The sequence below is a fragment of the Saccharothrix sp. NPDC042600 genome, from assembly GCF_040647305.1.
Classification (GTDB): Bacteria; Actinomycetota; Actinomycetes; order Mycobacteriales; family Pseudonocardiaceae; genus Actinosynnema; species Actinosynnema mutabilis.
Genome location: NZ_JBEZBW010000166.1, coordinates 1 through 11391, shown reverse-complemented (window position 1 = coordinate 11391; position 11391 = coordinate 1). Strand labels below are relative to the sequence as shown.

Annotated in this window: 10 protein-coding genes; 8 read left to right on the top strand and 2 right to left on the bottom strand. The window is 69.1% G+C overall.

From position 1 onward, the window contains the following. Positions 1-564: 564 nt before the first annotated feature. The 7 genes from AB0A74_RS41165 (at position 565) to AB0A74_RS41135 (ending at position 7486) form a co-directional block, all read left to right on the top strand. The gene (locus AB0A74_RS41165) at positions 565-1515 is read left to right on the top strand and encodes a hypothetical protein (protein ID WP_358258448.1); all 951 of its coding nucleotides are present in this window, start codon (positions 565-567) and stop codon (positions 1513-1515) included. 181 nt (positions 1516-1696) lie between these two features. After that, positions 1697-2299 carry a response regulator gene (locus AB0A74_RS41160; protein WP_358258446.1) on the top strand — a complete coding sequence of 201 codons (603 nt, stop codon included), beginning with the start codon at positions 1697-1699 and terminating at the stop codon, positions 2297-2299. A 307-nt stretch (positions 2300-2606) separates the two neighbouring features. Further along, positions 2607-3782 carry a branched-chain amino acid ABC transporter substrate-binding protein gene (locus AB0A74_RS41155; protein WP_343934337.1) on the top strand — a complete coding sequence of 392 codons (1176 nt, stop codon included), beginning with the start codon at positions 2607-2609 and terminating at the stop codon, positions 3780-3782. A 135-nt stretch (positions 3783-3917) separates the two neighbouring features. Continuing rightward, complete coding sequence (locus AB0A74_RS41150; RefSeq protein ID WP_358258444.1) at positions 3918-4880, top strand: branched-chain amino acid ABC transporter permease; 963 nt, start codon at positions 3918-3920, stop codon at positions 4878-4880. Then, on the top strand, positions 4877-6019 hold the full coding sequence (locus AB0A74_RS41145) for a branched-chain amino acid ABC transporter permease (protein ID WP_358258442.1): 1143 nt from the start codon (positions 4877-4879) through the stop codon (positions 6017-6019). The genes AB0A74_RS41150 and AB0A74_RS41145 overlap by 4 nt, the downstream gene beginning before the upstream one ends. Positions 6020-6051: 32 nt before the next feature. Beyond that, positions 6052-6792, top strand: coding sequence for an ABC transporter ATP-binding protein (locus AB0A74_RS41140; RefSeq protein WP_358258450.1), 741 nt, complete (start codon positions 6052-6054; stop codon positions 6790-6792). Continuing rightward, on the top strand, positions 6782-7486 hold the full coding sequence (locus tag AB0A74_RS41135) for an ABC transporter ATP-binding protein (RefSeq protein WP_358258440.1): 705 nt from the start codon (positions 6782-6784) through the stop codon (positions 7484-7486). The genes AB0A74_RS41140 and AB0A74_RS41135 overlap by 11 nt, the downstream gene beginning before the upstream one ends. Positions 7487-7543: 57 nt before the next feature. On the opposite strand, the gene AB0A74_RS41130 is transcribed toward AB0A74_RS41135, so the two are convergent. Both AB0A74_RS41130 and AB0A74_RS41125 read right to left on the bottom strand, forming a co-directional pair. Then, positions 7544-8089: a DUF4352 domain-containing protein gene (locus AB0A74_RS41130; RefSeq protein ID WP_358258438.1), complete on the bottom strand. Its 546-nt coding sequence runs from the start codon at positions 8087-8089 to the stop codon at positions 7544-7546. A 3-nt stretch (positions 8090-8092) separates the two neighbouring features. Then, positions 8093-8515: a hotdog fold thioesterase gene (locus AB0A74_RS41125; protein ID WP_358258436.1), complete on the bottom strand. Its 423-nt coding sequence runs from the start codon at positions 8513-8515 to the stop codon at positions 8093-8095. A gap of 52 nt (positions 8516-8567) precedes the next feature. Between AB0A74_RS41125 and polA the strand changes: the two genes are divergently transcribed. After that, positions 8568-11237, top strand: coding sequence for a DNA polymerase I (gene polA, locus AB0A74_RS41120; RefSeq protein WP_358258434.1), 2670 nt, complete (start codon positions 8568-8570; stop codon positions 11235-11237). The last annotated feature ends 154 nt before the right edge of the window (positions 11238-11391 follow it).

Below are 11391 nucleotides of genomic sequence, written 5' to 3'. Positions count from 1 at the left end.
GCGGCAGTCAGGCGGCAGGCGGCCGGGGTGCGGGGCGCTCGGGCGGAGGTCGCACTCGCGAGGCTGGGCCCCACCGCCACCGCCACCGCCGGGCCGCCGTCCGCCGCCGAGAAGCCGCCGCCCGAAGGCCCCCGGGGGATCCGCGCCCGCCCAATCCGCGATCCCGAAGCGCGCACCCGCCCGCACACCGCGATCACCACGCCTGTGCGGAGCCAACCCGGCAGCGTATATACAGAGCACACTTCCCGCCGCCGGACGGCCGCTTCGCGTTCGATCAACAGGTGGCCGCCGGCCCCCGATCACCATTCTGCCAGCGGGGTACGACAATTCCGCGGGCAAAGCGTCCCGGTAAAGCGCTCGCCGTGGCTGGTAACCTCTCGGGTGGCGTGTGTGGGCAGACGTGAGGCTGGAGCCACCTCCCGGCAAACGGGTGGCATGATCCGCCGCGGGGTGTGGGCACCCCTGTCCTCGGGCTTGACCTTCCACCAGCAGCTGACGCGTGTGCCGCGTCCTTGTGCGCCGAGCCGGGCGGCGGGAGCGAGGACCGCGATGTCACGTTCGTCGTTGACCGAACAATTGGTCGACCTGCGCCGCGGCTATACCGGCGAAAACCTCTCCCAGGCCGTTCCGGCCGTGAAATCGGTGCTGCACGCCCTGCCCGACGACCGGCGGCAGCGGGTGGTCGACGCCCTGCGCGGCGGGGCCGACGTCCGAGGGCTCTTCCTGCCCGACGCGCCCACCGGCGACCAGCGGTCGTTGGAGTGCGTCCTGCTCCAGACCGCCACCGACGCCGCCTCCCACCTGCAACTCCGGCCACCCGCCTCGATGCTGCGACCGGCGCACGTCTTCACCGCCGTGCAACCCGGCGACACCGTCCGCCTGCACCTCGCCGAGCACGCCCTCGGCCCGTTCCTCTACGAACTCCTGCCCCGGAACGAGGACCGCTGGGTCGCGGGCGTCCCCGGGCTGCGCGTGACGAGGCACCCCCGGTCCGTGGAACTCCGGCTGCTCGACCTCGACGCGAGCGCGATCCTCTCCGGCGTGGACGACGCCGCCTGGGCGGTCGGCATGAAGTACGTCCACACCCTCCTCAAGGGCCGTGACCTGCACGGACCGTTCATCGAGGGTCCGCTGACCGCGGTCGAGGAGGAGCACCTCGACCAACACCCCCGCCCCAACGGGCTGGGCAGCGCCGTCCTGCGCCGCTACCACCTGTTCACCACCGCCCCCTGGCTGCGGTCGCTGCCCCGCGGGGACGAGTGGTGGCTGGAATGGCCGCAGAGCCTCGGCGTCACGACCGTCGCCGACCGCCTGCTGCACCCCGTCTTCGGCGTCCCGGGCGCCACCGAGGTGCCCAGCGCCACCGGCGGGCTGGGCCTGGGCACCGGCTGGTACGACCTCTACCTGCGGGAGGTCGAACCGCCCGACCCGGCGGGCGAGGAGGCGCTGGGCGACTTCGAGTGGCCCGAGGGCGTCACCGGCTGGTGGGAGCCGCCGCAGAAGACGACCATGTGAACAACTTTCACGCGCGGGCGGCGGAAGGCCTGCTCAGGGCGCCGCGGACCGCCGTCGGGTCACCGGTGTCGGCGATCACGGTGCGACGCCGGCCGTCCGCCGCTCCCGCGCCGGTAGACTGCCCTTTCGGCCGGTGCGACCGCGTCGAGAGCCACCAGTGACGAGTTGTAGGAGGACCCCGGTGACCCAACAGGCTGCCGAGGCCCAGCGGACCGCGCCCCGTCGCGTGCTCGTGGCCGAGGACGAAGCCCTGATCCGCCTCGACCTGGTCGAGATGCTCCGCGAGGAGGGCTACGAGGTGGCGGGCCAGGCCGCCGACGGCGACGAGGCCGTGACGCTGGCCGAGGACCTGCGCCCCGACCTGGTCATCATGGACGTCAAGATGCCCAAGGTCGACGGCATCGAGGCCGCCAGCGTCATCGCCGGCAAGCGCATCGCCCCGGTGGTCATCCTGACCGCCTTCAGCCAGCGCGACCTGGTCGAACGCGCCCGCGACGCCGGCGCCATGGCCTACCTGGTCAAGCCGTTCGCCAAGCGCGACCTGGTGCCCGCGATCGAGCTGGCGATGAGCCGGTTCGCCGAGCTGCAGGCGCTGGAGAACGAGGTCGCCGGCCTCACCGAGCGCCTGGAGACGCGAAAGGTCGTCGAGCGCGCCAAGGGATTGCTGATGACCAAGCAGGGTCTGTCGGAGCCCGAGGCTTTCCGGTGGGTGCAGCGCACCGCCATGGACCGCCGCACGACCATGAAGGCCGTCGCCGAAGCGGTCATCGAAAACTTCGGCTGAGTTCGACCACTTACCACGCCAGGGCGTCCGTTACCTGTTCAGGGTTACCTGTTCGGGTATCGGACGCCCTGTCGTGCTCATTGTTGGTTACTGCCCGCAATGGTGTTGTGACCTGCGGCTATTTGAGCTGGATTTAAGACTGTTAACCGGCACGCATTTGCCCGGTGACTACCGTCACGATGTGGACACAGAGCAGTAAGACCACCTGTTCACGGAACTCATCTGAAGCTACGTTCCTGCCCTAACCCAAGCCCTCGTGCGAGGGCTCCGCCTACCGGCGGGCTGGTTGGTCATGGGAGGTATTCCGGTGTCAGGAGCACGACTCGGCCGAGTTCTCGCGCTGGCGGCGGCTTCGTCGCTGGTGCTTGCGGCTTGCGCCGGCGGCGGTGGCGGTGGCACGGGTGGCGGCGACTCCACCACGGTCAAGATCGGGTTCATGGGTGACCTCACCGGCGAGAACTCGGCGATCGTGATCCCGCCGTACAACGGCGCGAAGATGGCGATCGACGAGTACAACGCCAAGAACCCCAAGAACAAGATCGAGCTGATCAAGTACGACAGCCAGGGCAAGCCCGACCAGGCGACCTCGCTGATCACCAAGGCCGTCGGCACCGACAAGATCGTCGCCCTCATCGGGCCGGCGTTCTCCGGTGAGTCCAAGGCCATCGGCGGCACCCTGGAGGAGAACAAGATCCCCAGCGTCTCGCCGTCCGCCACGAACCCGGGCCTGGCGAAGAACGGCTGGACCTACTGGCACCGCGTCGTGGCCAACGACGACGACCAGGGCCCCGGCATCGCCGACTTCCTGATCAAGGCGAAGTCCCCGAAGAAGGCGTTCGTCCTCTCCGACGACCAGGAGTACAGCGTCGGCATCGCCGAGGCCGTCACCAAGACGCTGAAGGAGAAGGGCGTCGCGGTCGAGAACGACAAGTTCGCGAAGGACGCGTCGGACTACTCCTCGACCGTCACCAAGGTGAAGTCCGCCAACCCGGACATCATCTTCTTCGGCGGCTACTACGCCCAGGGCGGTCGCCTGCTCAAGCAGCTGCGTGACGGCGGCGTGTCCGCGACCTTCGCCTCCGGCGACGGCTCGCTGGACCAGCAGCTGGTCAGCGGCGCGGGCGCGACCGCGGCCGAGGGCGCCGTCGTCGGCTGCCCCTGCAACATCCCGTCCGCCGACGTGACCGGCACGCTGAAGACGTTCTTCGACAACTACAAGAAGAGCGCCAACGCCGACCCGGCCATCTACGCCACCGAGGGCTACGACGCCGCGACCGCCTTCATCAAGGCCGTCGAGGCGGGCAACACCACCTCGGACACGATCAACAACTTCCTGAAGACGGTCAGCTTCGAGGGCGTGTCCAAGCCGATCAAGTTCAAGGCCAACGGCGAGCCCGAGAACAACGACATCTTCGTCTACCAGGTCAAGGGTGGTGTCCTCAAGCTGCTCGGCCCGTCGGCCAGCGCCAAGCTTGAGGGCTGATCTCCGAGACGGCAGTTTCAAAGCAAGTTAGCGCGCTGGGGAGCGGGTTCGTCGTGCTGGATGGCGACGTCCCGCTCCCCGCCACTATGGCGAAGATGCTCTCTCCCCCGCCCCGTCTCGTGAGGCAAACCTGTCATGCTTGATGATTTCCTGAACCAGTTCCTACCCAGCACGGTGGGTGGACTGGTGATCGGTTCGATCTACGCGCTGGTCGCCCTGGGCTACACGATGGTCTACGGCGTGCTGCGCCTGATCAACTTCGCGCACTCCGAGATCTTCATGATCGGCACCTTCGCGTCCCTGGTGACGCTGCTGGCGTTCGCGCCGACGGCTCCCCTCGCCGGGTTCGCGATGGTCGGGATGCTCGTGCTGTTGATGCTCGTGTCCGCCGCCGTCTCCGGTGGCGCCGCCGTCCTGCTGGAAACGGTGGCCTACCGGCCGCTGCGCAAGCGCGGCGCGACCCGACTGGCCGCCCTGATCTCCGCGATCGGCGCGTCGCTGTTCCTCCAGGAGTTCTTCGCGCTCGTCGCGATCCCCTGGCTGATCGACAAGCCGGGCCGCAACCAGGCCTCCGCACCGCGCTACGTCGCCCGCGACGTCCTGTTCAAGATCGGCAACGCCGAGGTCCGGCTCGACCACGTCATCGTCGTGATCGCGGCCATCCTGGTGATGGTCACCCTGGACCGGGTCGTGAACAAGACGCGCATCGGCCGCGGCATCCGGGCCACGGCCCAGGACCCCGAAGCGGCCGTCCTCATGGGCGTCAGCATCGACAACATCGTGCGGGTCACCTTCCTGCTCGGCGGCGCGATGGCCGGTGTGGCCGGTTCCCTCTACGTCATGGAGATCGAGAACACCTCGTACTTCATCGGGTTCGTCCTCGGCATCAAGGCGTTCACCGCGGCCGTCCTCGGCGGCATCGGCAACCTGCGCGGCGCCCTGCTCGGCGGCATCGTCCTCGGGCTCATCGAGAACTGGGGCGCGATCTTCCTCGGGTCCGAGTGGAAGGACGTCATCGCGTTCACCGTCCTGGTGGTCGTGCTGATGTTCCGGCCCACCGGCATCCTCGGTGAATCGCTGCAAAAGGCACGCGCATGAAAGGCGACGAAGTGACGAGGGAAGAGACTCCCGTGAAGCGAGGCGCCTTCGGCGCCATCGGGCACGGCTTCGACCGCATGCGCGACTGGTGGGAGCACGCCAAGGTCTGGCAGCGCTACCTGGTCTACATCGCACTCGTGGTCGGCGCGCTGATCCTGCCGGCGCCCGCGATCGGGCAGATCATGTCGCCCGGCTCGGACTGGACCAGCGTCCTGGTCTACCCGATCGGCACCTACATCCTGCTGGCCATCGGCCTCAACGTGGTCGTCGGCCAGGCCGGTCTGCTCGACCTCGGGTTCGTGGCGTTCTTCGCCATCGGCGGCTACTCGGTCGCCTACTACGGCACCCAGTACGGCTGGAACTACTGGGCCACGGTCGTGTTCGGCATCGCGCTGGCCGCCGTCTCGGGCGTCATCCTCGGCGCGCCGACGCTGCGGTTGCGCGGCGACTACCTCGCGATCGTGACGCTGGGCTTCGGTGAGATCGTCCGCATCACCGCGAACAACACCGACGAGATCGGCGGCGCCCGCGGCATCACCGGCGTCCCGCACCCGCCGCCCATCTTCGGCACCAAGTTCCTGCTCGACCCGGCGCCGTACTACTACCTGATGATCGCCGCGATCGTCGTGGTCATCATCTTCTCGGTGCGGCTGCAGAAGTCGCGCGTGGGCCGCGCGTGGGCCGCGATCCGCGAGGACGAGGACGCCGCCGAGCTGATGGGCGTGCCGACGTTCAAGTTCAAGCTGCTGGCCTTCGCCATCGGCGCGATGATCGGTGGCCTGGCGGGCGGCATCTACGCCGGCAAGGCCGTGTTCATCGAGCCCAACACGTTCCCGTTCATCCTGTCCGCGACGATCCTCGCCGCGGTCGTGCTGGGCGGCTCGGGCAACCTGCCCGGCGTGATCCTGGGCGCGTTCCTCATCGGCTGGCTGCCCGAGCGGTTCCGCGACTTCGCCGACTACCGCATCCTGGTCTTCGGCGGCGTGCTGGTGCTGATGATGGCGCTGCGGCCGGAGGGCCTGCTGCCGTCGCGGCGGCGCAAGGCGGAACTGCACGAGGGAACCGGCGGCATGGGCACCATGGGCGCCGAGGTCCCCGGTCCGGACACCGATGTCTCGACGACGGAGGCGGCCAAGTGAGCACTCCCGTCCTTCAGCTCGACAACGTGACGATGCGCTTCGGCGGCGTCGTGGCGCTGCGCGAGGCGAAGATCAGCATCGCCGAGGGCGAGATCTTCGCCCTGATCGGCCCGAACGGCGCCGGCAAGACCACCGTGTTCAACGTGGTCACCGGCGTGTACCAGCCCACCGAGGGCCAGGTGCTGTTCAAGGGCGAGCGCATCGACGGCACCAAGCGGTTCCGCATCACCAAGAAGGGCATCGCCCGCACGTTCCAGAACATCCGGCTGTTCCACAACATGTCGGCCCTGGAGAACGTGATGGTGGGCGCGGACGCGCACCACAAGACCGGTGCCGTCGGCGCCACGCTGAACCTGCCGTGGCACCGCAAGGAGGAGCGGCGCGGACGCGAGCTGGCGCGGGAGCTGCTCGACTTCGTCGGCATCTCCGCGCGCATGACCGAGACCGCGAAGAACCTCCCGTACGGCGACCAGCGCCGGCTGGAGATCGCCCGCGCGCTGGCCACCGACCCGAAGCTGCTGCTGCTCGACGAGCCCGCCGCGGGCATGAACCCCGCGGAGAAGATCGCGCTGCAGGAGCTGATCCGCAAGATCCGGGACAGCGGCCGGACCGTCTTGCTGATCGAGCACGACATGAGCCTGGTCATGGGCGTCAGCGACCGCGTCGCGGTGCTCGACTTCGGCCAACTGATCGCAGAAGGGCTGCCGCACGAGGTGCAGAACAACCCGAAGGTCATCGAGGCGTACCTGGGGGTGTCCGAAGATGCTTCTTGAGGTCAAGGACATCCACGTCCACTACGGCAAGATCGCCGCGATCAAGGGCCTGAGCCTCCAGGTGAACGAGGGTGAGATCGTCTCCCTGATCGGCGCGAACGGCGCCGGCAAGACGACCACCCTGAAGACCATCTCGGGCCTGCGCCCGCTCAGCAGCGGCAGCGTCGTGTTCAACGGCCAGGACATCTCCAAGATGCCCGGCCACAAGCGCGTGCAGCTGGGCATCGGCCAGTCCCCCGAGGGTCGGGGCGTCTTCCCGGGCATGACCGTCCAGGAGAACCTCCTCATGGGCGCGTACATGCGCAAGGACGACCTGACCAAGGACCTGGAAGAGGTCTACGGGCTGTTCCCGCGGCTGGCCGAGCGCAAGAACCAGTTCGGCGGCACCATGTCCGGCGGCGAGCAGCAGATGATCGCCATCGGCCGGGCCCTGATGACCAAGCCCAAGGTGCTGTTGCTCGACGAGCCGTCCATGGGCCTCGCGCCCATGCTGATCGCGCAGATCTTCGAGATCATCAAGGAGATCAACAAGCGCGGCACGACGGTGCTCCTGGTCGAGCAGAACGCGCAGCAGGCGCTGAAGCTGTCCGACCGGGCCTACGTCCTGGAGACCGGCCGCGTGGTGAAGTCGGCCGCGGGCCTGGACCTGTTGGACGACCCGCAGGTGCGCGCCGCCTACCTCGGCGGGCACTGAGGACGCGTTAGGCCGCGAAGGCCCGTCCCCTCCGCGTCGGAGGGGACGGGCCTTCGTTCACTGCGCGAGCAGGATCTCGGTGCCCGACGCGTCCTGCGGGTCGGCCAGGGTCGGGCCGCCGAACACCTTGATCCCGAGGGGCTTCGCGTCCTTCGGGATGTCGTAGTAGACGTCGTACTCCAGGCGGACGTTCGCGCCCAGGTCGAACGTGTCCGGCTGGCGCTTGATCAGCATCGCCTGCAGGTCCACCGCGTGCTCGGTCTTCCGGTCGTCGATCAGGACGTGCTTGCGGGCGTTGAACTGGACGCTGCTGCGGCCGTTGTTCACCACCGACATCCTGATCCGGACGTATTGGCCCTTCGCGGGCATCTCCGCGTGGCTGCCGACCAGGCTGGGCAGCTCGGCGGTCAGCCCCAGGAGGGTGAACGCGGTCTCCCCGTCACCCGCCGTCGGTACCCGCAGGACCTTCTCGTCCGGGCGGACCGGGACGTTGGGGACCGGGTAGGTGGGCGAGGCCGAACCGGGCGGCGGTTCGGAGACCGCGGGCACGTCCGTGCACCCCGCTGCCAACAGGACCGCCGCGACTCCCAGTACCCAGCGCACCCCTCAGACCTTAGGCGCTTCCCTGAGGAAGCACGTGAGCCGCGCCGTGCACGAGCGCCGCCCCTGGTCGTCGGTGATGACGATCTCGTAGGTGGCCGTGGACCGCCCCCGGTGGATGGGGGTGCACACGCCGGTCACCATGCCCTCGGTGACGCCCCGGTGGTGGGTCACGGACAGTTCCAGGCCGACCGCGATGCGCTCGGGGGCGGCGTGCATGGCGGCGGCGATCGAGCCCAGCGTCTCGGCCAGGGTCGCGTTCGCACCGCCGTGGAGCAGGCCGTACGGCTGGCGGTTGCCCTTCACCGGCATGGTGCCCACAAGGCGGTCGGCATCCCATTGGGTGATCTCGATGCCCATCCGGGCGGTCAACTGCTCGTCGGCGACCGCCTGGTCGGCGCCGGGGACGTCCTCGGGGTTGGGGCTCACGGGCTGCTCCACTCGGTGCATGACTGTCGGACCCTCACCCTAGACTCGCCCCGTGAGCACTTCAGAAGCCTCCCGCCTGCTGCTGGTCGACGGCCACTCGATGGCCTACCGGGCGTTCTTCGCGCTGCCCAAGGAGAACTTCCAGACCGGCACGGGGCAGACCACCAACGCGGTCTACGGCTTCACCTCGATGCTGATCAACCTGCTGCGCGACGAGCAGCCCACCCACATCGCGGTCGCGTTCGACGTCTCGCGCAAGACCTTCCGCACCGAGGCCTACGCCGAGTACAAGGCCGGTCGCAGCGCGACACCGGACGAGTTCCGCGGCCAGGTCAGCCTGATCCAGGACGTGCTGGCGGCCCTCCAGATCCCCACGCTGGAGAAGGAGAACTACGAGGCCGACGACGTCATCGCCACGCTCACCACGCAGGCGACGGAGCTGGGCTACGACGTCCTCATCTGTACCGGCGACCGGGACGCGTTGCAGCTGGTCAACGACAAGGTGACCGTGTTGTACCCGGTCAAGGGCGTGTCGGAGATGGCCCGCTACACCCCCGAGCTGGTGCTGGAGAAGCAGGGCGTCGCGCCCGCGCTCTACGCCGACTACGCGGCCGTGCGCGGCGACTCCTCGGACAACCTGCCCAACACCCCGGGCGTGGGTCCCAAGACGATCGTGAAGCTGCTCAACCAGTTCGGGTCGCTCAACGGCCTGATCGACCACGTGGACGAGGTGCCCGGCAAGACCGGTGACGCGATCCGGGCGAACCTGAACAACATCATGCTCAACCGGCAGCTCACCGAGCTGGTCCGGGACGTCGAGCTGCCCGTCGGGCCCGCCGACCTCGTGGCGAAGCCCTGGGACCGCGACGCCGTGCACCGGCTGTTCGACGAGCTGGAGTTCCGGGTCCTGCGCGACCGGCTGTTCGCCACCCTGTCCACCGCCGAGCCCGAGGCCGAGGAGGGCTTCGAGGTCTCCGGCGGCGCCATCGAGCCCGGCGCGCTGGCGGCGTGGCTGGACGCCCACGCGCGCGGCCGGCGGGTCGGGCTGGCGTTCAAGCACACCGGCGTGGACCTGGAAGGCCTCGGGTTCGCCGGCGGCGAGGGCGGGTACGTCGAGGTCGCCGCGCTGACCGAGGAGGACGAGCGGGCGCTGGCCGCGTGGCTCGCCGACCCCGACCAGCCCAAGGCCGCCCACGACCTGAAGCTGCCGCTGCGGGCCGTCCGCGCGCGCGGCTGGACGCTGCGCGGGACCACCAGCGACACGGCGCTGGCGGCGTACCTGGTGCGGCCGGGGCAGCGGTCGTTCAGCCTGGACGACCTGGCGCTGCGCTACCTCAAGCGCGAGCTGCGCGCGGAGGAGTCCTCCGACGGCCAGCTGTCGCTGCTGGCCGACGAGGCGGAGGAGCGGGAGAAGACCGCCCAGGCGGTGATCCTGCGGGCGTTCGCGGTGGCCGAGCTGGCCGACGCGCTGGACGCGCAGCTGGTCGAGACCGGCCAGGCGCACCTGCTGGCCGACCTGGAACTGCCGCTGATGCACGTGCTCGACGAGGTCGAGGCGGTCGGCATCGCGATCGACTCCGAGCACCTCGCGGCCCTGGAGGCGCACTTCGCGGCGGGCGTGAAGCAGGCCGCGCAGGACGCGTACTCGGTGATCGGCAAGGAGATCAACCTCGGCTCGCCCAAGCAGCTCCAGACGGTGCTGTTCGACGAGCTGAACATGCCGAAGACCAAGAAGACCAAGACCGGGTACACCACCGACGCGGACGCGCTGCAGAACCTGTTCGAGGCCACGCAGCACCCGTTCCTGCAGCACCTGCTGGCGCACCGGGACGTCACCCGGCTCAAGTCCACCGTGGACGGCCTGCTGAAGTCGGTCGCCGACGACGGCCGCATCCACACGACGTTCCACCAGACCATCGCCGCGACCGGCCGGCTGTCCTCGACGGACCCGAACCTGCAGAACATCCCGATCCGCACCGAGGAGGGCCGGCGCATCCGCGAGGCCTTCGTGGTCGGTCCGGGCTTCGCGGAGCTGATGACCGCCGACTACAGCCAGATCGAGATGCGCATCATGGCCCACCTGTCCGAGGACGAGGGCCTGATCGAGGCGTTCCGGTCGGGTGAAGACCTCCACACGTTCGTGGCATCACGGGCGTTCTCCGTGCCGACCACGGAGGTGACGGGTGAGCAGCGGCGACGCGTGAAGGCGATGTCGTACGGCCTGGCGTACGGCCTGTCGGAGTTCGGCCTGGCGCAACAGCTGCGCATCTCCACGGCCGAGGCGCGGGAGCAGAAGGAGGCGTACTTCGCCCGCTTCGGCGGCGTGCGCGACTACCTGCACGCGGTCGTCGAGGACGCCCGGAAGAAGGGCTACACGGAGACCATCCTGGGCCGGCGGCGCTACCTGCCCGACCTGACCAGCGACAACCGCCAGCGGCGGGAGATGGCCGAGCGGATGGCGCTCAACGCGCCGATCCAGGGTTCGGCGGCGGACATCATCAAGGTGGCGATGCTCGGCGTCTTCCGGGCGTTGGCGGAGGCCGGCCTGCGCTCGCGAATGCTGCTCCAGGTGCACGACGAACTGGTGCTGGAGGTCGCGGAGGGGGAGCGGGAAGCAGTGGAGACCCTGGTCCGCGAGCAAATGGGGCGGGCGTACGAACTGTCCGTGCCGATGGAGGTCTCAGTCGGCTTCGGCCGTTCCTGGGACGACGCGGCACACTAACGCGCAGCGGCACGCTCCGCCGCGCGCCGGCGCTTTCGCCGCGCAGCGGCGGCTTTGGGTTGGGCTCCCAGCCACAAGGGGCCTTCGTGTTCCCCACCGTATGACCTGCCCGAAGGGCTACCACACTTTTCGGGGGTCGGGCCAAAAAGTTTTT

What these genes read in the sequence shown, in the direction of transcription:
- AB0A74_RS41140 (WP_358258450.1), top strand. Translation starts at nt 6,052, where the DNA reads ATGCGCTTCGGCGGCGTCGTGGCGCTGCGCGAGGCGAAGATCAGCATC.
- AB0A74_RS41150 (WP_358258444.1), top strand. Translation starts at nt 3,918, where the DNA reads ATGCTTGATGATTTCCTGAACCAGTTCCTACCCAGCACGGTGGGTGGA.
- AB0A74_RS41145 (WP_358258442.1), top strand. Translation starts at nt 4,877, where the DNA reads ATGAAAGGCGACGAAGTGACGAGGGAAGAGACTCCCGTGAAGCGAGGC.
- AB0A74_RS41135 (WP_358258440.1), top strand. Translation starts at nt 6,782, where the DNA reads ATGCTTCTTGAGGTCAAGGACATCCACGTCCACTACGGCAAGATCGCC.